The organism is Nonomuraea sp. NPDC049269 (assembly GCF_043197155.1).
GTDB lineage: Bacteria > Actinomycetota > Actinomycetes > Streptosporangiales > Streptosporangiaceae > Nonomuraea.
On sequence record NZ_JBICSO010000008.1, the window covers coordinates 486,543 to 510,516 of the forward strand.

The 23,974-nt window shown below is 71.2% G+C and carries 23 protein-coding genes; 11 read left to right on the top strand and 12 right to left on the bottom strand.

All coding sequences use genetic code 11. From position 1 onward, the window contains the following. Positions 1-15: 15 nt before the first annotated feature. Genes ACGFNP_RS41750 through ACGFNP_RS41765 form a run of 4 tightly spaced genes read left to right on the top strand, consistent with a single transcriptional unit; the run spans position 16 to position 4,778 of the window. Positions 16-957 (top strand): ABC transporter permease, encoded by a 942-nt coding sequence (locus ACGFNP_RS41750; RefSeq protein WP_358322931.1) that lies wholly within the window; start codon positions 16-18, stop codon positions 955-957. Further along, positions 957-2,891 (top strand): dipeptide/oligopeptide/nickel ABC transporter permease/ATP-binding protein, encoded by a 1,935-nt coding sequence (locus ACGFNP_RS41755; RefSeq protein ID WP_393328307.1) that lies wholly within the window; start codon positions 957-959, stop codon positions 2,889-2,891. Before ACGFNP_RS41750 ends, ACGFNP_RS41755 begins: the two co-directional genes overlap by 1 nt. Continuing rightward, positions 2,884-3,873, top strand: a complete 990-nt coding sequence (locus tag ACGFNP_RS41760) for an ABC transporter ATP-binding protein (protein ID WP_358322926.1) — start codon at positions 2,884-2,886, stop codon at positions 3,871-3,873. Before ACGFNP_RS41755 ends, ACGFNP_RS41760 begins: the two co-directional genes overlap by 8 nt. Then, entirely contained in the window at positions 3,870-4,778 is a 909-nt protein-coding gene (locus tag ACGFNP_RS41765; RefSeq protein WP_358322923.1) for a dihydrodipicolinate synthase family protein, read from the top strand. The genes ACGFNP_RS41760 and ACGFNP_RS41765 overlap by 4 nt, the downstream gene beginning before the upstream one ends. 14 nt (positions 4,779-4,792) lie before the next feature. Here ACGFNP_RS41765 and ACGFNP_RS41770 read toward each other — a convergent pair whose 3' ends face one another. Further along, positions 4,793-5,167 (bottom strand): BlaI/MecI/CopY family transcriptional regulator, encoded by a 375-nt coding sequence (locus ACGFNP_RS41770; RefSeq protein WP_219530211.1) that lies wholly within the window; start codon positions 5,165-5,167, stop codon positions 4,793-4,795. A 67-nt stretch (positions 5,168-5,234) separates the two neighbouring features. Between ACGFNP_RS41770 and ACGFNP_RS41775 the strand changes: the two genes are divergently transcribed. After that, on the top strand, positions 5,235-5,921 hold the full coding sequence (locus ACGFNP_RS41775) for a hemerythrin domain-containing protein (RefSeq protein ID WP_393328311.1): 687 nt from the start codon (positions 5,235-5,237) through the stop codon (positions 5,919-5,921). Further along, positions 5,921-6,415 carry a DUF4232 domain-containing protein gene (locus tag ACGFNP_RS41780; RefSeq protein ID WP_358322917.1) on the top strand — a complete coding sequence of 165 codons (495 nt, stop codon included), beginning with the start codon at positions 5,921-5,923 and terminating at the stop codon, positions 6,413-6,415. Before ACGFNP_RS41775 ends, ACGFNP_RS41780 begins: the two co-directional genes overlap by 1 nt. Before the next feature lie 72 nt (positions 6,416-6,487). Here the strand turns inward: ACGFNP_RS41780 and ACGFNP_RS41785 are convergent, their stop codons facing one another. From ACGFNP_RS41785 to ACGFNP_RS41800, 4 genes are all read right to left on the bottom strand, one after another. Beyond that, positions 6,488-7,432, bottom strand: a complete 945-nt coding sequence (locus ACGFNP_RS41785) for a sugar kinase (RefSeq protein WP_393328315.1) — start codon at positions 7,430-7,432, stop codon at positions 6,488-6,490. A gap of 59 nt (positions 7,433-7,491) precedes the next feature. Continuing rightward, positions 7,492-8,592 (bottom strand): winged helix DNA-binding domain-containing protein, encoded by a 1,101-nt coding sequence (locus ACGFNP_RS41790; protein ID WP_393328318.1) that lies wholly within the window; start codon positions 8,590-8,592, stop codon positions 7,492-7,494. Positions 8,593-8,666: 74 nt separating this feature from the next. Next, a complete protein-coding gene (locus tag ACGFNP_RS41795) occupies positions 8,667-10,235 on the bottom strand; it encodes a clostripain-related cysteine peptidase (protein WP_393328320.1) in 1,569 nt (522 codons plus the stop codon). Continuing rightward, positions 10,235-11,206, bottom strand: coding sequence for a hypothetical protein (locus ACGFNP_RS41800; RefSeq protein WP_393328323.1), 972 nt, complete (start codon positions 11,204-11,206; stop codon positions 10,235-10,237). Before ACGFNP_RS41800 ends, ACGFNP_RS41795 begins: the two co-directional genes overlap by 1 nt. Positions 11,207-11,400: 194 nt before the next feature. Between ACGFNP_RS41800 and ACGFNP_RS41805 the strand changes: the two genes are divergently transcribed. Beyond that, the gene (locus ACGFNP_RS41805) at positions 11,401-14,142 is read left to right on the top strand and encodes an AAA family ATPase (protein WP_358322905.1); all 2,742 of its coding nucleotides are present in this window, start codon (positions 11,401-11,403) and stop codon (positions 14,140-14,142) included. Between the two features lie 7 nt (positions 14,143-14,149). Here ACGFNP_RS41805 and ACGFNP_RS41810 read toward each other — a convergent pair whose 3' ends face one another. Beyond that, positions 14,150-15,985 carry a hemerythrin domain-containing protein gene (locus ACGFNP_RS41810; RefSeq protein ID WP_393328719.1) on the bottom strand — a complete coding sequence of 612 codons (1,836 nt, stop codon included), beginning with the start codon at positions 15,983-15,985 and terminating at the stop codon, positions 14,150-14,152. Positions 15,986-16,077: 92 nt separating this feature from the next. Beyond that, positions 16,078-16,632 carry a GNAT family protein gene (locus tag ACGFNP_RS41815; RefSeq protein ID WP_358322902.1) on the bottom strand — a complete coding sequence of 185 codons (555 nt, stop codon included), beginning with the start codon at positions 16,630-16,632 and terminating at the stop codon, positions 16,078-16,080. A gap of 164 nt (positions 16,633-16,796) precedes the next feature. Between ACGFNP_RS41815 and ACGFNP_RS41820 the strand changes: the two genes are divergently transcribed. Together ACGFNP_RS41820 and ACGFNP_RS41825 are read left to right on the top strand one after the other, a co-directional pair. Beyond that, positions 16,797-17,081, top strand: coding sequence for a hypothetical protein (locus tag ACGFNP_RS41820; protein WP_358322899.1), 285 nt, complete (start codon positions 16,797-16,799; stop codon positions 17,079-17,081). A gap of 53 nt (positions 17,082-17,134) precedes the next feature. After that, complete coding sequence (locus tag ACGFNP_RS41825; protein ID WP_358323574.1) at positions 17,135-17,521, top strand: ChaB family protein; 387 nt, start codon at positions 17,135-17,137, stop codon at positions 17,519-17,521. A 10-nt stretch (positions 17,522-17,531) separates the two neighbouring features. On the opposite strand, the gene ACGFNP_RS41830 is transcribed toward ACGFNP_RS41825, so the two are convergent. The 3 genes from ACGFNP_RS41830 to ACGFNP_RS41840 form a co-directional block, all read right to left on the bottom strand. Then, the gene (locus tag ACGFNP_RS41830) at positions 17,532-19,358 is read right to left on the bottom strand and encodes a transketolase (RefSeq protein WP_358322896.1); all 1,827 of its coding nucleotides are present in this window, start codon (positions 19,356-19,358) and stop codon (positions 17,532-17,534) included. 72 nt (positions 19,359-19,430) lie between these two features. After that, complete coding sequence (locus tag ACGFNP_RS41835) at positions 19,431-20,459, bottom strand: SDR family oxidoreductase (protein ID WP_358322893.1); 1,029 nt, start codon at positions 20,457-20,459, stop codon at positions 19,431-19,433. Positions 20,460-20,491: 32 nt separating this feature from the next. After that, the gene (locus tag ACGFNP_RS41840; protein WP_358322890.1) at positions 20,492-20,755 is read right to left on the bottom strand and encodes a hypothetical protein; all 264 of its coding nucleotides are present in this window, start codon (positions 20,753-20,755) and stop codon (positions 20,492-20,494) included. Between the two features lie 71 nt (positions 20,756-20,826). Between ACGFNP_RS41840 and ACGFNP_RS41845 the strand changes: the two genes are divergently transcribed. Then, positions 20,827-21,075 carry a BON domain-containing protein gene (locus tag ACGFNP_RS41845; protein WP_219530226.1) on the top strand — a complete coding sequence of 83 codons (249 nt, stop codon included), beginning with the start codon at positions 20,827-20,829 and terminating at the stop codon, positions 21,073-21,075. Continuing rightward, positions 21,068-21,793 carry a metallophosphoesterase gene (locus ACGFNP_RS41850; RefSeq protein ID WP_358322887.1) on the top strand — a complete coding sequence of 242 codons (726 nt, stop codon included), beginning with the start codon at positions 21,068-21,070 and terminating at the stop codon, positions 21,791-21,793. Before ACGFNP_RS41845 ends, ACGFNP_RS41850 begins: the two co-directional genes overlap by 8 nt. A 4-nt stretch (positions 21,794-21,797) precedes the next feature. Here the strand turns inward: ACGFNP_RS41850 and ACGFNP_RS41855 are convergent, their stop codons facing one another. Both ACGFNP_RS41855 and ACGFNP_RS41860 read right to left on the bottom strand, forming a co-directional pair. Then, complete coding sequence (locus ACGFNP_RS41855) at positions 21,798-23,582, bottom strand: SpoIIE family protein phosphatase (RefSeq protein ID WP_393328330.1); 1,785 nt, start codon at positions 23,580-23,582, stop codon at positions 21,798-21,800. Between the two features lie 135 nt (positions 23,583-23,717). After that, positions 23,718-23,867, bottom strand: coding sequence for a GPGG-motif small membrane protein (locus ACGFNP_RS41860; protein ID WP_165959640.1), 150 nt, complete (start codon positions 23,865-23,867; stop codon positions 23,718-23,720). Positions 23,868-23,974: the final 107 nt, after the last annotated feature.

The following is a 23,974-nucleotide window of genomic DNA, read 5'->3' on the forward strand; positions in this document are numbered from 1 at the left end:
GTGGTCATCGCCAGAATGCTCCTCCGGCGGATTCTCGTCCTGGTCCCGCTGGTGCTCGGGGTCGCCGCGTTCGTGTTCATCGTGATGCGCTTCTCCAACAGCAAGCCGGAGTACGCCTACTTCCAGGGCGCGAACCCGACCCCCGAGCAGATCCACCAGTTCCAGGTCGAGAACGGTCTGCTCGACCCGCTGCCGCTGCGCTACCTGCGTTTCATCGGCGACCTGGCCAGGGGCGACCTGGGCACCAGCGTGCTCACCAAGAAGCCGGTGCTCGAATCGGTCACGACCGCGCTGCCGCTGACCCTCCAGCTCACGCTGCTCGGCCTGCTCATCGCGGTCGTGCTGGCGCTGATCTTCGGTGTCACCGGGGCGCTGTTCCGTGACCGCTGGCCCGACCAGGTGATCCGCATCGTCTCGCTGGTCGGGGTGGCGGCTCCGGCGTTCTGGCTGGCGCTGCTGATGATCCAGTGGCTGGCCGTGGGGCAGGGCCTGTTCCCGACCGGCGGCTACATCAATCCGGCCGACTCGACGAGCGGCTGGCTGCGCTCGATGACGCTGCCCGCCCTGTCGCTGTCGCTGCCGGTCGCGGCCCAGCTCACCAGGATCATCCGTACGTCCATGGTCGAGGAGCTCGACCGCGACTACGTACGCACCGCGATCGGCAGCGGGCTGCCGCCGATCGTGGTGGTGGGCCGCAACGTGCTGCGTAACGCGCTGATCAACCCGCTGACCGTGCTCGGCCTGCGCATCGGCTACCTGATCGGCGGCGCGGTGGTCATCGAGCAGATCTACGGCCTGCCGGGCATGGGTCAGCTCATGATCAACGCGGTGCGCGACGGTGACCCCGCGGTCGTGCAGGGCGTCGTGCTGACCGTCGCGATCGGCTTCATGGTCGTCAACCTGCTGGTCGACGTCCTGTACCTGCTGGTCAACCCCAGGCTCAGGAGCGCCGCCTGATGAGACGTGGACTGACGGAACGCCTGTCCAAGCCGGGCGTCGCCTTCAAACGGCTGCGGCCGATGTCGTGGGTCGCCGTGGGCGTCGTCGCCGTGGTCGTACTGGCCGCGCTGCTCGCGCCACTGATCGCGCCGCACTCGCCGCTCTTCCAGGAGGCCGCCGGCGGCGGCCCGTCCGCGAGTCACTGGATGGGACTGGACAGCGCCAACCGCGACATCCTTTCCAGACTCCTGTACGGCGCGCGCTGGTCGCTGATCATCGGCCTCGGCGCGACCGGCCTGGCCTTGGTCGTGGGGGCCGTCATCGGCGCCGTCGCGGCCACCTCCCGCCGGGCCGTCGACGAGACGATCATGCGCCTGCTCGACGTGATCATGGCCTTCCCCGGCATCGCGCTGGCCGCCGTGCTGGTGGCGGTGTTCGGCGGCAGCATCCCGGTGCTGGTGATGGCGATGGCCTTCCTGTACATGCCGTCGGTGGCCCGGGTCGTGCGGGCCAACGTGATCGCCCAGTACGGCGAGGACTACGTCGCGGCCGAGCGGATCATCGGCGCCCGCACCCCGCACATCCTGCTCCGGCACATCGCCATCAACTGCGCGGCGCCGGTGCTGGTGTTCTGCACGGTGATGGTGGCCGACGCGATCGTCTTCGAGGCGTCGCTGTCGTTCATCGGCGCCGGCGTACGCCCGCCGAACCCGTCGTGGGGCAGCGTCATCGCCGACGGCAAGAACATGGTGCTCCTCGGCGGCTGGTGGGCCACGGTCTTCCCCGGCCTGCTCATCCTGATCACCGTGCTCGCCCTGAACATCCTGTCCGAAGGCATCTCCGACGCCTGGGCCGCGCCCACAGCCCGCAAGGCAGCGATCAAGAAGGACGACGCGTTCGAGGCGGCCCGGCCGGGCTCCGGCGAGCTCGTCGAGCTGCCGGGACTGGCCGAGGCCGCCCGCAGACTGGCCGAACGGGCCCGCCCGCTGCCCTCGGGCCCGCCGATCCTCTCGGTGGAGCGGCTGCGGATCGGCTTCACCGAGGGTGTGGACATCGTCGACGGCATCGCCTTCGAGGTACGGCCGGGCGAGGTGCTCGGGCTGGTCGGCGAGTCCGGCTGCGGCAAGTCGCTGACCGCGCTGACCATCATGGGCCTGCAGCCCCGCGACGCCCGCGTCAGCGGCCACGTCCGCTTCGACCAGCAGGAACTCCTCGCGCTGCCGCGCCGCGCCCGCCGCCGCCTGCTCGGCCACGAGATGGCGATGATCTACCAGGACGCGCTCTCGTCGCTGAACCCGGCCATGACCATCAAGTCCCAGCTCAAACAGGTCACCCGCCGCGGTGGCCGCCGGTCACCGGCCGAACTGCTCGAACTGGTCGGCCTGGACGCCCGCCGTACCCTGTCCTCCTACCCGCACGAGCTGTCCGGCGGGCAGCGGCAGCGGGTGCTGATCGCGATGGCGCTGTCGCGCGAGCCCAAGCTGATCGTCGCCGACGAGCCCACCACCGCGCTCGACGTGACCGTCCAGGCGCAGGTCATCGAGCTGCTGCTGAAGCTGCGCGAGGAGCTCGGGTTCGCGCTGATCCTCGTCTCCCACGACCTCGCGCTGATCGCCGACGTCACCGACCGCGTGGTCGTCATGTACGGCGGGCAGATCGTGGAGACCGGCGCCACGGCGACGCTGGTCGGCGCGCCCGCCCACCACTACGCCCGCGGGCTGCTCGGCTCCGTGCTGTCGCTGGAGTCGGGGGCCGAGCGGCTCACCCAGATCCCCGGTGTGGTGCCCGCGCCGGCGGACTTCCCGGCCGGCTGCCGCTTCGCCGACCGGTGCCCGATGGTGACGGACGTGTGCCGTACCGACGTACCGGAGCTGGAGGGGGACGCCCGGCAGCACGCCGTGGCGTGTCACCATCCCGCTGTCGTCCTCGTGGGGAGTGATCAGCGTGCTTGAGCTCAAGGACGTTCATGTCGTGCACAAGGCCCGCTCGGGCGGGCTGTTCTCGCGGGACCGCGTCCACGCGCTGACCGCGGCGAACCTCACGATCAGCGCCGGCGAGACGGTCGGCGTCGTAGGGGAGTCGGGCTGCGGCAAGTCCACACTCGCCAAGGTGCTGGTGGCGCTGCAACGGCCGACGTCGGGCACCGTGACCTTCCGCGGCAAGGACCTGTGGGCGCTCAAGGACGCCGAGCGGCGGGGCATGATCGGGTCGAGCGTCGGGATGATATTTCAGGACCCGTCCACGGCGCTCAACCGGCGGCTGCCGATCAGGCAGGTGCTCCGCGACCCGCTCAACGTGCACGGCCGCGGCACCCCGGCCGAGCGGGACGCCCGCGTGCGCGAGCTCCTCGACCTCGTCGGCCTGCCCGCCGGCGCGGCGGATCTGCTGCCGGGCCAGCTCTCCGGCGGGCAGCGGCAGCGCGTGGCCATCGCCAGGGCGCTCGCCCTCGAACCCGACCTGCTCATCGCCGACGAGCCGACCAGCGCCCTTGACGTCTCGGTGCGGGCGCAGATACTCAACCTGCTGCTCGATCTGAAGGAGCGGCTCGGGCTGGCGCTGGTGTTCGTCTCGCACGACATCCAGACCGTCCGGCGGATGAGCGACCGGGTGGTGACGATGTACCTGGGCAGGATCGTCGAGCAGACCCCCGCGCACGCCGTACCCCTGAACGCCCGGCACCCCTACACGCGGGCGCTGTTCTCCGCCACGCCGGGGCTGATCTCGCCGATCAACCCGATCCCGCTGGTCGGCGTCGTGCCCTCGGCCACCAGGCCGCCGAGCGGTTGCCCGTTCCGCACCCGGTGCTGGCGGGCCGACGAGGAGTGCGGCGCCGCCTGGCCCGCGGCGCGGAGCGACGCCGACCACCTCTACCACTGCCACCACCCGGTGGCGGCGGGAGCCACCGACCTCGAACTGATCCAGGAGCGCGTATGACGAAGCTGACCGGTGTGATCCCCCCGGTATGCACCCCGATGACCCCCGACCGTCAGGTGGACGCCGCGTCGCTGATCCGGCTGATCGACCACCTGCTCGAGGGTGGGGTGGACGGGCTGTTCGTGCTCGGGTCGTCGTCGGAGGTGGCCTACCTGCCCGACGCCCAGCGCCGGGTGGTGCTCGACACCGTGGTCGGCCATGTGGGCGGGCGGGTGCCGGTGCTGGCGGGGGTGATCGACATGACGACGCCGCGGGTGCTCGAACACGTGCGGGTCGCGGTCGAGGCCGGGGTGTCGGGGCTGGTGGCGACGGCGCCGTTCTACACGCGCACCCATCCCACCGAGATCCGCACCCATTTCCGGACCATCAGTGCTGAGAGTGGATTGCCGGTCTATGCCTATGATCTGCCGGTTGCCGTACACACCAAGTTGACCGCCGAACTCCTGCTGGGGCTCGCCGCCGAAGGGGTGCTGGCCGGGGTCAAGGATTCCAGCGGGGACGACGGCGGCCTGCGGCAGGTGATCCTCGGCCGCGAGGCGCCGTTCAGCGTGCTGACCGGGTCCGAGGTGACGGTGGACTCCGCCCTGTGGATGGGCGCCGACGGCGTGGTGCCCGGCCTGGGCAATGTGGATCCCCACGGGTACGTCCGGCTCTATCAGGCGGCTCGGCAGGGTGACTGGGAGGCGGCCCGGCTGGAGCAGGAGCGGCTGGTACGGCTGTTCGAGATCGTCACGGTCGGCGGCGACCGGATGGGCGGGAGCTCGTCGGGACTCGGCGCCTTCAAGGCCGCGCTGCACCTGCGCGGCGTCATCGACCACCCGGCCACCGCGCTGCCGCAGGTCCCGCTGAACGATGAGGAGACCGCTCGCATCGGCAAGCACCTGGCCACCGCGGGCCTGCTGTAACGTTCCGGCAGGCCCTACGCGCGTCGGTCCTTGGGCGGGAAGACCTGCAGCGCCGCCTCCAGCGCGGTGGCCTCCTCCGGGGTGAGGCGTTCGAGGAAGTGCACGAGCGTGGCGGCCTGGTTGCCGCTGCCGGCCAGGGCGCGGCGCATCAGGTCGGCCGTGTAGGCCTCCTTGGAGGCGATCGGCTCGTAGACGTACGCACGGCCGACGGGCTTGCGTTTGAGCAGGCCCTTGGTGTGGAGCTTGTCCATCACGGTCATCACCGTGGTGTAGGCGATCTCCCGCTCTCCGCGCAGATCTTCGAGCACCTCCCGGACGGAGGCGGGCCTGCGGTAGGACCACATCCTGTCCATGATGGTGGACTCGAGCTCTCCCAGGCCGCGGTTCATGAAGCACATGCTACGGCTTGGATCAGCGGTCAATCATTTGGCAATCGGCGCCCCGCATCCTGTCATCGTGAATAATGACAACAGTCCTGCCATCTGGGAGATGGTGGTCGTCCACCGCGTGTTCCGCCGCGAGTTCAGGCTGGCCCCCGAGCTCATCCGGCAGGTGGCCCCCGGCGACACCGAACGGTCCGGCACGCTGGCCGCGTACCTGAGCGAGATGCTGACCGGCCTGCACCACCACCATGAGGCCGAGGACAAGCTGCTCTGGCCGGTGCTGCTCGGCCGGGTGCGGCTGGAGAGCGAGCTCATCCGCACGATGGAGGAGCAGCACGAGCGCGTCGCCGGGCACATCTCGGAGCTGGAGGAGCTGCTGCCCGCCTGGCGCGCCGAGGCCGACGAAGACCGCCGGGACCGGCTCGCCGACACGCTGCTCGACCTGCACGAGGAACTGCTCGTCCACCTTGACCAGGAGGAGGAGCGCATCCTGCCACTCGTCGCCGAGCACCTGACCAAGGCCGAGTGGGACACGCTGTCGGAGTACGCCCGCGCGCAGCTGCCCAAGGATCGGCTGCTGATCCAGCTCGGCGCGCTGCTGGAGGATGCCACCCCGTGGGAGCGGGAGGCGTTTCTCGCCCTGATGCCGATGGCCGCCCGGGTCCTGTGGAGACTGGTCGGGCAGCGGCAATACCGGCGCGAGTGCCAAAAGGTTCGGCGGAGAACTCTTGGTGTGTTTCACGCGTCGAAGTACACATGATGACGTTCAGGATTGCCGTACTCGTGGGCGGGCTGCTGCTGGCCGGCGGCGCCGCCCCCGCGTTGGCGCAGGAGACCGCGCGGCAGGCCGCTGCCCCGGGGCGCTGCTCCGCGCCGCAGCTCCAGGTGCGGCTGGGCAGGGTGGACGCCGGGGCGGGCAACCGCAACGCGCCGCTGGTGTTCACCAACCGGTCGCGGGCCGCGTGCACGCTGCAGGGCTATCCGGGGCTGGTGATGTTCGACAAGCAGGGTGACGCCCTGCGGACCCGCGTCCGCCGGACGCCGGGAGCGAAGCCGAAGGTGACGCTCAGGCCCGGCGGCAGCGCCCGCGCGACCCTCCACTGGACCGTCGTCGAGACCGGCACCGAGACCACCTGTCCCGGCGCGGCCCGGCTGATGATCATCCCGCCGGACGAGCGGGCGCACACGGAGATCCCGTTCACCGTCGACCGCGTGTGCGACCAGGGCCGACTCGACGTCACACCGATCAAGTGACCGACCGGCGGGGGCTCGACGTCCGCGCCGGTCAGGTGCCAGACCGGCGCGGGCCTGGCCGTGCCGGGGCGGCTAGCGGCTGACGCCGTCGGCGGGGCGCTGGAGGAGGTTCAGGTCGGAGCGGCTGGGCAGACTCTCCCAGTCGCCCTGCGAGGTCACCGCGAACGCCCCCGCCGCGCACGCCGTGCGCAGCCGCTGCTCGGCGTCCGCGCCGGCCAGCCAGTCGGCGAGCCACCCGGCCGCGAACGCGTCCCCGGCGCCCACCGGGTCGACCTCCGTCACCTGGTACGGCCGAGCCTGCCGCACCGAGCCGCCGGAGAACTCCAGCGCCCCCTCGGCACCCGACTTGACCAGCACGTGCCCGGGACCGAGCGAGGCCAGCGCCTTGGCCAGGTCGGCGGCATCTGCGACGTCAGCGATCAGCCGGCCCTCCGGCACGGTCGCGAACAGCACGTCCACGTCGCCGACGGTCTCGCGCAGCCAGGCGCCGGCCTCCTCGGGCGTCCACAGCGCCCGGCGGTAGTTGATGTCCAGCGACACGAACACCCCGGCCGCACGGGCCACGGCCATCGCGTGCCGTACGGTCTCGCGGGCGGACGCCGACAGAGCCGGCGTGATCGCGGAGACGTGCAGCACCCGGGCGGTCTCGATGAGCGCGGGATCGAGGTCGCCGGGCGTGATCCTGGAGGCGGCGCTCTTCGCCCGGTAGTAGCGGACGTCGACGAGGTCGGCCGTCCGCCGGCCCTTGATCATCAGCCCGGTCGGCGCGTCCGGGTCGGTGATGGCCCGGACGTCGACGCCCTCGCCCTGGAGCGTGAAGCGGATCAGCTCGCCGAACTCGTCGGCCCCGACCCGGCTGATCCAGGTGGCGCTGTGGCCCAGGCGGGTGACGCCGATGGCGACGTTCGACTCGGCGCCGCCGACACCCAGGTCGAAGTCGCGGGCGAAACGCAGCGGACCGGTGCGGCGGGCCGCGAACAGCGCCATCGTCTCACCGAAGGTCACCAGATCGCTCATGGGACTTTCTCAGCCTTCCGGACAGTGCGGGCGGACCGGCGCAGCGTATCCCACTGCTCTCAGGTCCTGGACGGGTGGTCGAAGACGGCGAGGTCGTGCCGGTCGTCCGGCGCCAGGAACTCCAGCAGCCGGGTTCCCTCCTCGATCACCGCGTCGAGACCGGAGATCGGCCGCCACTGGTGGATGCCGAGCGTCGAGGTGCCCTTGGCCCGGCTCACCGTCCAGTCACCCATCGGGAACCCGTCGACCAGGATGATGCGCGGCACCACGTTGGTGCCTGTGAAGCCGCTCAGCGCGGCGGTCGCCGCCTCGGTGATGACCCTCGATCGGTCGGCGTGCGACAGGAAGAGGTTGTCGAAGTCGTACATCAGCCGCACCGGTGCCGGCGTGTCCGCGTCGGGCCGGACCGCGTCCGGCAGGTCGTACAGCAGCCGGCCCGACTCGTCGCGGAACCGGACCAGGTCCATGGACTCCACCACCTCGCCCAGCCGGGTCAGCCCCGACCAGGTCTGCACGTCCATGACCGAGGCCGGCCCGAACGCCGTGAGGTAGCGCACCACCAGCTCGGCCGCCGTCATCGGGGGCACCGACAGTCCGAGCCACGATTCGGCGCTGGTGTGCGCGACCGGCCCGGCCTGGCCCCACAGCCCGCGGGGCGGCACCTGCACCAGCGGCACCAGCCACCGCACTCCCTGCCCCAGCGCGTGCGGGTCGTTGCCCGGCCACCGCTCGGCCAGGGCCTTCCCGAGCTGGGCGAAGGTCATCGGCTGGGCTTCGAGCAGCGCCCGGCCGGCCGTGGCGAGCTCGTCGAGGTCCACCCCCCGCAGGCGTTTACCGAAGGTGCTCCTGGTCATCCGCTCGGTGACGACCTGCACCAGCGGCCGCATGGCCAGGCAGTCACGCGCGCTCACCAAATGGATGGTCGAGCGCTGCAACGCGATGCGGACGAGCGCCCGCGAGGCCAGGAGGTCGGAGGCGGTCCTGGCCTGGAAGCCCTCGACGCGGTTCCACAGGCCGGTGTACCAGGTGTGGGGGGTCTGCGCCTGGAGCCCGCCGAGGCGCTCGACGACGTCGAGCACGGGCAGGTCCGTACGGCGGAGCAGCAACTGACGGTCGAGAGTGGCCCGGTTGAGGGCCCGGCTGCTGAGAAGAGGGTCCATGCGACACAAGGTAGGGGCCATCGCGGCCGGTCCCTGGCCGCGATAGCCCCAATGTCACCGGCACCGTCGCCGGATCATGGTCGGTGCGGTCGCCTCCCGCCGATACCCCGAGCGTCGGCGTATTCCTTGAGGAACCTGTCCCATTCGGTGTCCCGGGCGATCTGCAGGTCCGCGTAGTACGGGGAGATCGTCCGCTCCATCGGGAAGTACGCGCTGAGGCCGCCGCAGTCCTCCACCTTGGCGCCCTGCCGGTCCTCGTGGATGATGAAACCGCCCGGGTTGTGCAGGGCGATCATCTTGTCCGCGACGGAGGCCAGCGTGGGGTCCGTCCGGGTGTCGGCGATCAGCGCCAGGCAGAGCGTACGCAGGTCGATCAGCGACCGGTCGGTGTGGAACCGGGTGGCGACCGACTGCACGCTGTCCACGACCGACCGGTTGGCCCGCACCTGCCCGCGCAGGGACTCGGCGAGGGTCTCGAACTCCCGCATGAACTCCTCGATCCGCGTCGCGTCCACCGCGCACTGCGTGACGGTCGTCGGACTGGCCCGGTAGGACCGCAGGTACTCCTCGACGACGGTCCGGCCGAGGTCCCTGGCGTCCATCCGCGGGTTGGCCGCGAGCGTGGTGAGGATCTCCGTGTACGGCCAGCCCTCGTTGGGCTCCCTCTCCTCCGAGCCCACCACGACGCCGACGTGCTCGCGGATCTGGTAGCACACCTCCAGACTGCTCATCAGGCAGGCGTCCATGCCCAGCAGGTCGATCGGCCGGCCCAGGTCGGTGTGCAGCTGCCGCAGCACGTTGTACAGCTCGATGGTGTCCATCGAGTGCAGGGTGCCGTCGTCACTGGAGATGGCCCGGGCGTGGCCGGTGGGCAGGGTCAGGAGCCGGCGCAGGGACGTGGAGAACACGCACTTGCTGATCTCGGGCGTCTCGGTCAGCCGGGTCAGCTCGGAGAACGACGGCTCGCCTTCGGCCGGGGCGGCGCGGGGCACCCGCCGGATGTAGCCCTGCTCGACGTCGCGCCGCACGGCCCGTCCCCTGGCCTGCGTGTAGAGCTGGTTCAGGTCGTCCGGTCCCCAGCCGCCGCCGTGGTTCCAGATCACCAGCGCGTAGCGCTCGGCGGGCGCGCGCCTGGCGGTCCAGCGGGCGAAGTCGACGAGCGTCTGCGGATGGCCGGGGTCGACCGGGGGAGCGAGCTCCTCGACCACGTCCTGCGTGCCTCCAGGGCTGAGCTCCATGTGCTGGGCCCGGCCCTGGATGCCGTGGCGCTTGACGAAGGCGGTGACCCGCACGCCGTTGTACGACGAGAGGGCGCGCAACTCCTCAAGATCCCGGCCGGCCGCGTCGGACAGGCTGTTGTTGCCCGCCAGGTAGACCATGAACGTCCACGGGGCCGGGCCCTGTGGCGTGCTCTCCCGATCGGCGGGGTCGCTCCGGGTCTCCCCGAGCGCCCGCCAGGTGGCGGCACCCGCGATGCCGTCGGCGGGGATCCGATGGCGCTGCTGGAAGCCGAGCACCGCGCCGTAGGTCGAGCCGCCGAAGTAGCCGTCGGCCTGGATGCGGTAGCCGCGGCTGCGCAGCAGCTCCTGGAGCCGCCGGACCTCTTCTCCTCCGCTGCCGAGCCGCAGCGGGGTCTCGGCCATCAGCCGGCTGCCCAGTGGAAGGTGAAGCACTTGGCGTCGGGCGACAGATCGCCGATCGGGATGACGTACATCGGGGTGTGGACGCCGAACATCTTGGCCTTCCACAGCACGATGCAGCCGCCCTGCTGGACGGACCTGGAGTCGAAGCCGGCATGGTCGGCGCCGCCGGTCTCGACGAAGCAGATCTGCCGATCGCTGTCGTCGGTGACCTGCACGCCCTTCCACCACAGGCCGTGGGGGGCGGTGCTGACGCGGACCTCGGTGGTGCCGGGCGGCGCCGGCGTCTCGGTCAGGTAGATCACGTCGCCGTCGTGCATCCGGTGGCCGTTGAGCAGCTCGTTCCTGCTGATGCGGATCAGCTGGAAGAGGCCGTGGCCGGGCATCCGCTCGTAGCGGACGGGCGAGCGCTGGTCGCCGTGCACGATGGCGAGCAGTTCGGGCAGCGCGGACACGACAGCGGGCAGTACGGCCTGCGTGATCGGCCCGAAGAAGCGCTGGTTGAGCTCCCGGTCGGTGACGCGCACGGGCTGCTCGCCGCGGTGGCCGGCCATGTTCTGCAGCAGGCCCGGCAGGAGCTGTACGACGATCGGCGCGAGCGTGCCGACGAGCTGCGGCGCGAACTGGAGGAAGCGGTCCTCCTCGTTCTGGTCGATGTCCGGCTTGGGCGGCCCGAACGAGAGCAGCTGCTCCACGAGCGGCGGCATGAGCGCCTGTACGGTCGGTACGGCCACGGAGACGAGATCCATGAACGACCGGTCCATCGCCAGCTGCGACGGGATGGGGAACGAGGGGCCTTGCTGCGGCTGCGTGAGGTTCCGCTGTTCCACGACGGGCCAGACCGTCATCGGGGGCGCGCCGAACTGGTTGGCGGCCGGATGGATCAGCTGGAGGTTCTGGAGAATGGTGGGAAGGAGCACGTTGAGCATCCGTGCTTCGGTTCCCCGCTGCTCCTCAGCGATGTAGGACGGCATGTCATCTCCCGACGTCTTTGGCGGCATTCGTCCTCGTTGGACGCTATGAACGGTGGTCACGTCGGACATCCGGGAACGCCCTGGGGATAACCCCGGGGCTCTTCCCTAGGGATCGAATCGGGCGACTCAGGCCAAACAGTGACTAGACGCTTGGCGGCCTAAGGCTCACCATGAGTTGGTCTGGGGGTGAGTCCATGACAGCCCGCGCCGTACTCACCGGACCAGAGCGCTCCCGCGACGAGCAGTTCGTCGGCCGAGGCCGAGAGCTGGCGGTGCTCCACGCCCAGCTCGGCCGCGCCTTCGAGAGCCGGTCCGGCCTGGTGGTGGTGGAGGGACCTGCGGGGATAGGCAAGACCGCGCTGGTGCACGAGTTCCTCGCCAACGTCGAAAGAGCGCTGGTGCTGGATGTGAGTGGAGAGGAGAGCGAGGCCGAACTGCCGTACGGCGTGCTGGGCCAGCTCGGTGCCCAGGCGCAGCCCGTACCGGAGCCGCTGGCCCAGTTGCCGTCCATGGGCGAGCCTGAGCACCCCGACCCGCTGGTGGTCGGCACGGCGCTGCTCGACCTGCTCCGGCAGCTCCAGCGCGTGGCCCCGGTCGTCATGGTGGTCGACGGTGGCGGCTGGGCGGACCTGCTGTCGCTGCAGGCGCTGACGTTCGCGCTGCGCAGGCTGCGTAACGACCGGGTGCTCGCCATCGTCATCGTCAGGGAGAGCGACCATCCCCGGCTGCCCGACGGTCTGCGCCGGCTGCTGCGCGGCGGCTCCGCGCTCCGCCTGCCGCTCGGCGGGCTGAGCGTGCGAGAGGTGCAGGCGCTGAGCGGGCGGCTCGGCCCGGTGCGCCTGACGCCCCAGGCGGCCGAGCGGCTGCACCGGCACACCAAGGGCGTACCGCTGCACGTCCGCGCGCTGCTCCAGCAGGTACGCCCGGAGACCCTGGCCGACGTGGACGCCCCGCTGCCCGCACCCCGTTCCTACACCGCCCTGGTACGCGGCCGGCTGGCCGAGTGCGGCAAGCCGGCCCAGCGGCTGGTCACCGCGGCCGCCGTGCTCGGCACCTCGGCCCCGCTGCACCTGGTGGCCCGGATGGCCGAGCTGGACGAGCCGCTCCCCGCCCTCGAACAGGCGGTCGCCGTCGGCCTGCTCGTCGAGTGGCGCACCGGCGCCGGGGTGTCGCTCGGCTTCCCCAATCCGCTGGTCAGGGCCGCCATCTACGACGATCTCGGCCCGGCCACCCGGCGCCGGCTGCACCTGCTGGCCGCTGACCTCGTCGCCGACGTGGTGCACCGGCTGCACCACCGGCTCTCGGCCGCCGACCGGGTGGACGACGCGCTGGTGGGCGAGGTGGCCGAGATCGGGCGCAGCCAGGCCGCGGCCGGGCTCTGGTCGAACGCCTGCGGCTGCCTGGCGCGGGCCGTACAGCTCACCCAGGAGGGGAGCGAGCGGGACCGGCTCATCGCGGAGGCCGTGGAGGCGCTGGTCGCGGCCGGCCGGCCGGGTGAGGCGGCCGAGCTGGCCGCGCAGGTGGCGCCCGCGGCCGATCCCGGGGTGCGCGACTACGCGCTCGGGTCCGTGGCGCTGGTCAACGGGCGGCTCGACGAGGCGGGCAGGCACCTCGACACCGCCTGGCCGCACGCCAAGCGGCAGTGCGGCCTGGCGGCCGGGATCGCCGGCCGGCAGGCCATGGCCGCGCTCGCGGGCGGGCGCGGCGCCGACGCGGTGCGCTGGGCCGAGCAGGCCGACGGCGACCTGGTGCGGTTCGCCGAGCTCGTCGGGCTGGGACTGGCCGGTCGCGTGGAGGAGGGGCTGGCGCGCTCCGGCAATCTGCCCGCCGCCGCGCAGAGCGACTCCGGCGAGCTCGACGCGCTGCTCGGCCGGGGCATGCTGCGCCTGTGGAGCGATGATCTCTCAGGCGCGCACGAGGACCTGGCCGGCGCGCTGGCCGTGGGCAACGGCCGCTCCGCGGCCTTCCAGCTGCTGGTGGAGACCGCGCTGGCCCAGGTGGACTACCGGCTCGGGCGGTGGGACGAGGCTGTCCTGCACGCCGAGTCCGGCGCGCTGGCCGCCGATGACTTCGGCCAGCTCTGGCTGGCCGCCTACGCGCACGCCGTGGCCGCGCTGGTGCCCGCCGCCCGCGGCGAGTGGGACCGCGCCACCGCCCACGTACGCGCCGCCCGGGCCGCCGGCCACCCGGACAACCTCATCGCCCAGGTCAGTACGGCCAGCGCCGACGGCCTGGCCGCCACGGCCCGCGGCGACCACGAAGCGGTGATCGCCGCGCTCACCCCGCTGACCAGGACGCACCTGCCCTGCGAACCGGCGATGGCGTTCTGGCCGGGGCTCCTGGCCGACGCGCTGGTCAACGCCGGCGACCCGGACGAGGCCGAGAACGTGCTCGGGCGGTGGGAGCGGCAGGCGATGGACCAGGAGCGGCGCAGCGCGCTGGCCGCCACCGCCCGTGCCAGGGCCGCGCTGCAGGCCGCCAGGCACGCTTCGGCCGAGGCCGAGTCCGCGTTCCAGACCGCGCTCGAACACTCGGCCAAGCTCGACATGCCGTTCGAGGAGGCCAGGATCCAGCTCGCCTACGGTACGTTCCTGCGGCGCAGGGGGCGCCGGGCCGCCGCGGCCGAGCAACTGGAGGCGGCCCAGGTCACGCTCTCCAGGCTGGGCGCGCTGCCGTACCTGGAGCAGTGCGGTCTGGAGCTGGCCGCGAGCGGCCGGTCGGCGCCGCGCGCGCGGGACACGGCGCGGCTCGGGCTGACCCCGCAGGAGCACACCGTGGCGGTGCTGATCAGCCGCGGGCTGACGAACCGGCAGGCCGCGCGGAAGCTGGTGCTCAGCGTCAAGACCGTCGAGTACCACCTGAGCCACATCTACACCAAGCTCGGCATCACCTCGCGTACCGCGCTGATCGGTCGGCTCAGCGATCTTCGAGAGTAGGGGGTGGCTAGCCGAAGATCTGGCGCTCGCGCCGGGTGTAGCCCGGCCTGGTGGCGGCCGCCACCAGGCGCAGCGGCCGGCCCGCCCCCTTGAGCAGCCGCGTGGCCTCCTCCGGCGTGGCGTGGCGGAGCAGCCATGGCGCGATGAAGGTCAGCTCGCGCAGCGTGGCCCGCTTGGCGACCTGCTTCTCCACCCGCGCAAAAGCGTCGAACGGGACGAACCGCAAGACGATCGGGAACAGCTCGGACTCCTCCTCGGCGATGTGCTCGTCGAGGAATCCCAGCAGCTCGCCCAGCTCCCGGCCGAGCGTGTCCAGGTCGCCGGTCAGCGCGGCGCGGCAGCGGTCCAGCAGCGGGCCGAGCGCCTGGTGGCCGTCGGTGTAGGGGGTCAGGTCGACGGCCTGGCCCGCGGCGCGCTCGATGACCGGCCACAGGAGGTCGGCCTCGTCGGTGTGGTGGTGGTCGACCTCGGTCAGCAGCGAGGCCGCGTAGCGGCGCACCGCCCTGCTCCTGGCCTCGTTGAGCTCGGCGGGCCGGGCCAGCAGTTCGGTGAGCCGCCGCAGGTCGGCCAGCATGGCGCGGTGGATGATGTACATCGAGGTGAGGTCGGGGCTGGGCTCGCCGTCTTCGCGGGAAGCGACGGCGGGATTCTTCTGTACGGCGCGGACCGGCGCGAGGTCCGGTCGCTGGGCGGGGGAGCCGTCTGATCGCCGGGTGGGGGAGCCGTCCGGTCGTCGGGCGGGGGAGCCGCCTGCGTGCTTCCGGGCCGCCGAGTCCTTGGCCGCCCAGGCGCGCAGTCGTGGCCAGGCGCGGAAGAGCGCGGCGCTGGCCGGGGCGACCCGGTCGTCACTGATCGCCACCAGCTTGCCCACCTCGGTCGTGGTGGGCTCGACCCGGACGCTGAGCCGTACCAGCAGGCCGGCGGCCACCAGGCGGGTCAGCACGCCGCCTTCGTCGCCGTTGTCCTTGACCTCCTCGCCGTCGAGCAGGCGCAGCAGCAGGCCGGGCAGCTCGCCCTGCTGTGCCGGGGTGAGTGAGGCGTACGCCTCCTCGGCCACCTCGCCCAGCGAGCGCGGCCCGGTCATCCCGCTGGGCGGGCGCAGCTCAGTAGAGCCGCCGACCAGCAGCTCCGCGGCGGAAGGACGGTCGGCCGGGTTCTTGGCCAGGGCGCGTCCGGCCAGGTCGCGCAGCGGCGGCGGCAGATCGCCCAGGTCCGGGTCGACGGTCAGCAGCCGGTGCATGATCCCGCCGAGGCTCTCGCCCTGGAACGGGTCGCGGCCGGTGGCCGCGTAGAGCACGACCGCGCCCCAGGCGAACACGTCGGCCGCCGCCCCGGCCCGCTGCCCGGTGAGCACCTCGGGCGCCAGGTAGGTGCGCCGCCCACCGAACGGGCCACCGGCCGCCATGCCGTAGTCGATCACTCGCGGCCCGTCCGGGGCCAGCAGGACGTTCTCGGGCTTCAGGTCGCGGTGCGCGATGCCCGCCTCGTGCAAGGTGCTGAGCGCGGTCGCCAGCGCGGTCGCCAGCGCGCGCAGCTCGTCGCCCGCGTACGGCCCATGAACGGCCACCGCCTGCCGCAGATCGGGCCCGTCGGCGAACTCACTGACGATGTACGGGCTCTCGCTGTCGAGCCCGACGCCGACCACCCGGGCCAGATAGCGCGGCTTCACCAGGCCGACGGCCTCGGCGAGCTGCCTGGTGACCTCACCGCGCGGCACCTTGATCGCGAACCGGCGGCCTTCGTCGTTGTAGGCGTCGTAGACCACGCCGCGGCCGCCCGCGCCGAGCCGCCCGGCCAGCCAGTAGCCGCCAAGTCTCTCGGGGTCACCGGGCACCAAGCGCATCGTCACTGCTGCTTAGATGCACGAAATCGTGATTTGGTTGCAAGACGTCACAGGTCCCCCGCGCGCCACGGAGGACCCGTGCGTCATGATCATTATGTCAGGCTTCCGTGTCGTGGCCGCCACTCCGGCCGCAGCACCGACATGGTGATGGCGTCGTGCCACTCGCCGTCCCAGAGCAGCGCGTCGCGCTGCACGCCCTCCTCGACGAATCCGGCCTTCTTGTAGACGTGCCTGGCACGGTCGTTGAAGGCGAAGACCTCCAGGCTGATCCGGTGCAGCCGCGTAGTGGTGAAGGCGTGGCGGAGCAGCAGGTCGATGGCCTCCGTGCCGTAGCCCTTGCCGAACGCGCGCGCGCCGATCAGCGCGATGCGCATGCTGCACGCGCGATTGCCCTCGTCGAGCTCGTTGAGCACGATCTCGCCCACGAACCCGCCGTTCGCGATGATCGCCAGATCGAGGCGGTCGGCGTGCTGACTCCTCGTCGCGTACCAGTGGCGGCTGGCCTCCCGGTCGAACTCACCGTGCGAGCCGGTCAGCCGCCGCACTTCGGGGTCGGTGACCAGCTCGAACAGGTCGTCTGCGTATTCGGGGCCGACCGGGCGCAGCGTCACTCGGTCGCCCTGGAGGGTGGGCTTGTCAGCGAACATTCCCCCTGACTATCAACCCTGATCAGCCACGGCAAACTCAATTCGGCGGCGTGACGCTGAGCAGGCGACTCATGGCCATCGTGGCGGGGTCCATCAGCCTGGCCGAGCCGACTGGTTTGTTTTCCGACCTGGGGATAGAGGTTCATCTTGTCAAGGAGGTAATTATGACCATCGCCGGAAGCATCATCCTCATCATGCTCGGCGCGATCCTGACCTGGGCCGTCGAATTCGATCTCGCCGGACTCGACATCAACGTGGTCGGCGTCATCCTCATGCTCGGGGGTGTGGCGGGGCTGCTGTTCGGGATCTACCGGATCAGCATGACCCGCAGGGCCGTGGCCCCGATCGACGAGCCGGTTCACCGTCACGAGGTCTACGAGGAGCCTGAGGCTCGCCGGACCACGGTGTACGAGGAGCGCGGCCGCCGCTACGACGAGCCGCCTCTGTAGACGCACCCCCGTAACCGACCCCCATAACGACACAGTCGTAGGAGGTGATCGACATGCCAGCCGGCGAGGAGCTGCCGTCGACCATCCGCCGCTCACCGAAGAAGGCGCGGGACACGTGGATGAAGGCGCATGACTCCGCCGTCCAGACGTACGGGGAGGGCCGCCGCGCTCATATGACGGCCTTCTCCGCGTTGAAGCACACCTTCGAGAAGGTCGGCGACCACTGGGAGCCGAAGTCGAAGAAGGGGCCGTCCGACAAGGGCGCCACGGACCGGTCCGGCCGGACGGCCGAGGGCGTCAACGCGAACGCGAGCAAGGAGCACCTGATGGGCGTGGCCGCCAAGCTCGACGTGCGGGGCCGGTCCAGGATGACCAAGCAGGAGCTCGTGGACGCCATCAAGAAGGCCAACCGGCGGGCCACCGCCAAGGCCCGCGGCTGACCCCGACCCCTCACAGCACCCGCTTGACCGCCTCGGCTATCGCGTGGCGGTCTATGCGGGCGTCTGCCAGCTGTTCCTCCGGTGTCGCCGATCCGGGCAGGTCCCGGACGGCCAGCTTCACCACGCGCGGCCCGAGCTCGCCGACGGCGTCGAGCACGGCGTCGCCCAGCCCGCCCTCCGGCCGGTGGTCCTCCACCGTGATGAGGGTGCCCGTGGTGGTGGCCGCCTCGGTCAGCGTGGCCGTGTCGATCGGCTTGATCGAGTACATGTCGAGCACGCCCACCTGGATGCCCTCCCGGCCCAGCTCGTCGGCCGCGGCCAGCGCCTCGTGCACGGTCACCCCGGCCGCCACGATCGTGGCCCGGTCCTCCGCCGACTGCCGCAGCACACACGAGCCGCCCACGGGGAAGCGCTCGCCCGGCTGGTAGATCACCGGTGTGTCGCCACGGGTGGTGCGCAGGTACGACACCCCGGAGATGTCGGCCATCGCGGCGGTCAGCGCGGCGGTCTGGTTGGCGTCACAGGGGTAGAGCACGGTGCTGCCGTACACCGTGCGCATCATGGCGAGGTCCTCCAGCCCCATCTGCGAGGGGCCGTCCTCGCCGATCGACACGCCGGCGTGCGAGCCGACCAGCCTGATCGACGCCCGGCTCACCCCGGCCATCCTGATGAAGTCGTACGCCCTGGTGAGGAAGGCCGCGAACGTGGCGGCGTAGGGGATCCAGTCCCGCACCTGCAGGCCGACCGCCATCGCGACCAGCTGCTGCTCGGCGATGTAGCACTCGACGAAGCGCTCAGGGAACTCCTTGGCGAACTCCCCGGCCTTGGTGGAGTCGGCCACCTCGCCGTCGACCACGACCACCTCGCCGCGGGCCGCGCCCACGGCGAGGAGCGCCGCGCCGAACCCGGTCCGGGTGGCCACCTTGTCGCCGGCCTTGTACGCGGGCAGCGTCAGTTCGCCGTCGTGGAAGCGGTACGGCTCGCCGGTGGGCTCGGGCGGGAGCACCTCGACCCGCAGGTCCCGCACGCCGCCCAGCTCGCTGATGGCCTTGTCCGGGTCCTTGAGCGGCTTGCCGTGGGCGCCCTCGCGGTTCTCCACCTCCAGGACGCCCTCGCCCTTGCGGGTCTTGGCGAGGATCGCGGTCGGCCGCCGGCGCGTGTTGCAGGCGTCGTTCAGGGCGAAGTCGATCTGCCCTGGATCGTGGCCGTCGATCTCGATCGTGTGCCAGCCGAACGCGCCGAACCTGCGGGCATACGCGCCGGTGTCCCAGCCGTGCCTGGTCGGGCCGCGCTGGCCCAGCCGGTTGACGTCCACGATCAGTGTCAGGTTCGCCAGCCCCTCGGTCCCCGCGTGCTCGGCGGCTTCCCAGATGGATCCCTCGGCCAGCTCGCTGTCACCGCAGAGCACCCACACCCGGTACGGCAGGCGCTCCAGCCGACCGGCCGTCGCCACTCCCACCCCGACGGGCAGCCCTTGGCCGAGCGAGCCCGTGGCCACGTCCACCCACGGCAAGTCGGGCGTCGGATGGCCCTCCAGCCGGCTGCCCCGCTTCCTGAACGACAGCAGCTCCTCGTCGCTGATCGCGCCCGCGGCCTTGTACAGCGAGTAGAGCAGCGGCGAGGCGTGACCCTTGGAGAAGATCAGGTGGTCGTTGCCGGGGTTGTCCGGAGCCTTGAAGTCATAGCGCAGGTGGCAGGCGAACAGGACGGCCATCAGGTCGGCCGCCGACATCGACGAGGTCGGGTGGCCGGACCCGGCGGCGGCCGAGCTGCGTACGGAGTCCACACGTAGCTGGGCGGCGAGTTCGGACAGGAAACGCAGATCGCGTTCGGACATCAGGTCCTCCTCGTAGTTGCCCCGCCGCCTACCCCTTCTGGGGTGCTTAACGCTGCCCGGCCCGGGGCTTCCTCAGGTTCTGGCCCGGCGGAAGGCCGCGAGGCCGGTCGCCGTCGCGGCGGCGGCCAGGCCGAACAGCACCATGCGCCGGTGCTGTGACATCCAGAGCTGCGGGCTGCGGGCCTTCGAGCGTTCGTCGAAGCCGCCGTGCGCGCCGTAGTCAAGGTCTTCGTCCGCGGGTTCCCAGAGGTTGGCCACACCGCTGCGCGGCTTCTCGTCCGTCTGCTGGGAGTCCACGCCGGTCCGCGCCAGATAGCGGTCCACCAGGGCGGGCGCGATCCGCTGCGCGAGCAGGGTGGCCGCGGTCGTGACGCCGACCCAGTACTCCTTGCGTTCCGGGTGCTCGGCGGCGTACACGATGCCGTGGGCCGCCACCTCGGGCTGGTAGATCGGCGGCACCGGCTGCGGGTGGCGGCGCAGCTTGCTGAGCACCCAGTCGAACTGGGGTGTGTTCACCGCGGGCAGTTGCACCATGGTGATCTTGATGTTGCTGTGCTCCGCCATCAGCTCGACGCGTACCGACTCGGAGAAGCCCTTGATCGCGTGCTTGGCCCCGCAGTACGCGGACTGCAGGGGGATCGCCCGGTACGACAGGGCCGAGCCGGTCTGTACGATGACGCCCCGGTTGCGGGGACGCATCAGCTCAAGGGCCACCTTGGTCCCCCAGACGTAGCCAAGGTAGGTGACCTGGGTCGTCCGTTCGAACTCCGCAGGGGAGATGTCGGTGAACCGGGCGAACACCGAGGAGAACGCCACGTTGATCCACACGTCGATCGGGCCGATCTCCGCCTCGACGCGTTCGGCCGCCTCCCGTAGCTGGTCATAGTCGGCCACGTCCGCCTCATAGACCTGCCCGCTCCCGCCGGCGGCGCCGACGTCCACGGCCGCGGCGCCCAGGCCGGTCGTCCCGCGGGCGATCAGCGCGACCTTGGCGCCCTTCGCGCCGAGCTCGCGTACCACCGCGCGCCCCACCCCGCCGCTCGCGCCCGTCACCACGACCACGCGTCCGCGCAGGTCGTCGGTGATGTCCGTCTTGGTCATGAGATTCTCGGCACTCTGTGGCGCCATGAAGGTCAACCCGCCTCTCCTGAAGTACCGCGATGCTGTCGCCGGACGGCCAGCACCATGTCGATGACCACGGCGATCGCCGCCACGACGGCGATGCCGGTCATCACCGGGGCCCTGGCGATGACGCCGAGCACCGCGAACGCGAACAGGAACATCAGCAGGAAGGAGCCCACCCTGATGTGCGCCACGTCGCGCGGTGTCGCGGGAACCATCGCGTGGGATCGCTCGTCCTGGCTCTCTTCCCAATCGTCGTTGTTGTTCTCTGGCATGCCGCTCACCTGCCCCCGCCGTTTGCCACTTAACGCCGCGGGTAGCGGCCTCGGAGAAGGAGGAATCTGCGATGGAAGCTCCGCAGTACGTCGCGGCCCGGGTCCAGCGAGCGCTGGCGGAGGACGCGCGCACGCACGAGCTCGGCATCCGCGTCGACATCAGAGGCGATCAGCTGTTCCTGCGCGGCCAGGTGGAGGGGGCCGAACAGCGTGAGCGGCTCGGGGCGGTGGCCCATGAGACCGCGCCGGCCCTGCACCTGCACAACGAGATCAGGGTCGTCGACATCACCGAGCCCGGAGAGGATGAGCACCTTGACTGACCTCCGCATAGCGGCAGTAGGCGACATCCACCTGGGCGAGGACCTGAAGGGCTGGTACCGGAAGCACCTGGAGGGCATCGAGGAGCGCGCCGACGTGCTGATGCTGGCGGGCGACCTGACCCGCCACGGCACGCTGGAGGAGGGCCGGGTGGTGGCCGACGAGTTCCGGGACCTGCCCGTGACCGTCGTGGCCGTGCTCGGCAACCATGACTACCACTCCGACCTGCAGTACGAGATCGCCGGGGAGTTGCGCGACGCCGGGGTCACCGTGCTCGACGACGACGGCGCCGTGCTCCAGTGCGGCGAGACGAAGCTGGGCGTGGTCGGCGGCAAGGGCTTCGGCGGCGGGTTCGCGGGCAAGAGCGCGAGTGAGTTCGGCGAGCGGGAGATCAAGAACTTCGTGGCGCACACCCGCTACATCGCCGAGGCGTGGAAGGTGGCGCTGAAGGAGGTCCAGGCCGACCACCGCGTGGTGCTGTCGCACTACTCGCCGATCAAGGAGACGCTGGAGGGTGAGCCGCCCGAGATCTACCCGTTTCTCGGCAGCTACCTGCTGGCCGAGGCGGTCGACACCGCCGGGGCCGACCTGTTCCTGCACGGGCACGCGCACAAGGGCACCGAGAAGGGCATGACGCCGGGCGGGATCAGGGTGCGCAACGTGGCCCTGCCGGTGCTCGGCAGAGCCTACGGCGTCTACTGCATCGACGACTGCGACTGATCGGCTACAGGACCCGGGCGGCGGCGATGCAGACGTCGTCGTCGGTTCCCCGCCCGTCCAGGTGTGCCAGCACGCAGTCGATCACCTTCTCCGGATCGGCGCAGCCGCACTGGCCCGCGGCCTGGGTCAGGGCGGCGATCCCGGCGTCGAGATCCTGGCCACGCCGTTCGATGACGCCGTCGGTGTAGAGCACCAGGACGTCGTCGGCTTCCAGTTGCGTCGTCGCCAGGCCGTACTCGGCTTTCTCGAAGGCGCCCAGCATGGTGCCGGGCACTCCTTCGAGCAGTTCGGCCTGGCCGTGCCTGATCAGGAGCGGCGGCGGATGGCCGGCGTTCGTCCAGGTCAGCGTGCGGTCCGCGGGGTCGAAGTGGCCGATGATCGCGGTGCCGGTCACGGTCACGCCGTTGTTGGAGTGGACGAGCAGGTCGTTCAGCCAGGTGGTGAGCTGGTTGGCGGGCGCCTGCGTGTAGGCCAGGCCGACCAGTGCCGAGCGCATCTGCAGCATGAGGCTCGCCGCGGCCAGCCCGTGGCCCATGGCGTCGCCGATGCCCAGCAGTACCCTGCCGTTGGGGATGGAACGGGCCTTGAACCAGTCGCCGCCCAGCCGGGCCAGCTCCTCGCTGGGCAGATAGCGCACCCCGATGGACAGGCCGGGCAGCTGCATCAGTCCCCGGCGTACCGGCAGGATCGTGTTCTGGAGCTGCACGGCGATGCGGTGCTCCTCCTCGGCCCGCTCCCGCTGCAGGGAGGCCTGCGCGTGGGCCACGGCCAGGGCCCGCTCCCGGCGGCGGTTCTTGGTCACGTCCTGGACGAGGAAGCGCACCTTGACGGGCAGCCCCTCGGTGTCGAGCACCGGCTCACTGACCACGCTGAGGTGCCGCAGCCCGTGCCGGTGCTGGATGCGGAACTCGGTCTCGACCGCCTCGCTGTGCTCCAGGAGCGTGCGCAACTGGTCGTCCACGACGGGCAGGTCGTCCGGCACCACCACGAGAGGCAGGTCCTCAAGGGGCATCGGCCCTTCGCCGCGCTCCCTGCCGAACATCTCGTACATCTGCGGCGTCCACAGCGTCTGCTGGGTGGCCAGGTTCCACTCGCCCCAGCCCAGCTCGGCCAGCCGTTGCGCCCGCTCCCAGCCGGCGACCAGCACTTCCTCGTCGTCGAGCGCGCACCAGGTGACCAGCAGCCCGCCCTCGATGCGCACCGCGCGGACGCTCATCGTGGCCGGCCAGAGCTGGCGGTGCCGCACCTCGACGAACTCGAGCGAGCCCCGATACAGCGTCTCACCGGTCTCGAAGACGTTCAGGAAGTCGTCGAACAGCCCCGAGCCGGCCGCGCCGGGGCTGGTCTCGATGAGCCGGCGCCCGCGCAGCTCCGCGGCCGTCCGCCCGGCCACGTCGCCGGCGTGCTGGTTGGCCGCCGCGATCAGGAAGTCCACGACGCGGCCCGTGGCGTCGCGGACGGGCGTGAGGAAACAGGCCGAGATGTGCACGGTTTCCAGGACCCCGGTGACCCAGTCGGGCAGCACCGGCGGCTCGGCCGGCCGATCGGGCGGCTTGTCGATCCCCCTGGCGATCTCGACCAGCGCGAGCCCACTGTCCTGGGCCATGCGGGAGAGCTGGTCGGCCGCTTCCGCGGGCCTGATGTTCAGCCGCGTCGCCAGCCGGGCCGTTGCCTCGTCGACGATCGCCTCGTTACGCATTCGGCGACGCAGCCGCGTCAGCAGTTCGCGAATCCCGGCGGCCGCCGCGCCACAGTCGTAGCGGCCGCCGAACGGCGGGTAATTGCTCACATCCTTCCCATTCCCTACCAGAGGACGGGAAAGAGGTGCATACGTTGCGATATTTCAGCAAAAACTAGAAGGTCCACTGGGCCGAACTCGGAGACCGGCCCAGTGGAGTGGACGGTGATCGGGGCGTCGAGCCCCTTACACATTGAAGATGCTGACCCCGCCGGGACCCACCAGGAAGCCGAGAACGATGAGGACGATTCCCCAGAGGAGGTCGCGCCGGGCCAGGATCACGTAGATCCCGGAGATGACGAGTATTACGGCGATGATCCAGAGCAAAGTAGCCATGAGCCGCCTCTGCCCTCACCGATCGGCCTTTAACGTGCCTGCCGCCCTCCGCCTCCGGCTCTACTCCCGGCCTCAGGGTCTACTCGGCGATCGTGCGGGTAGCCGGA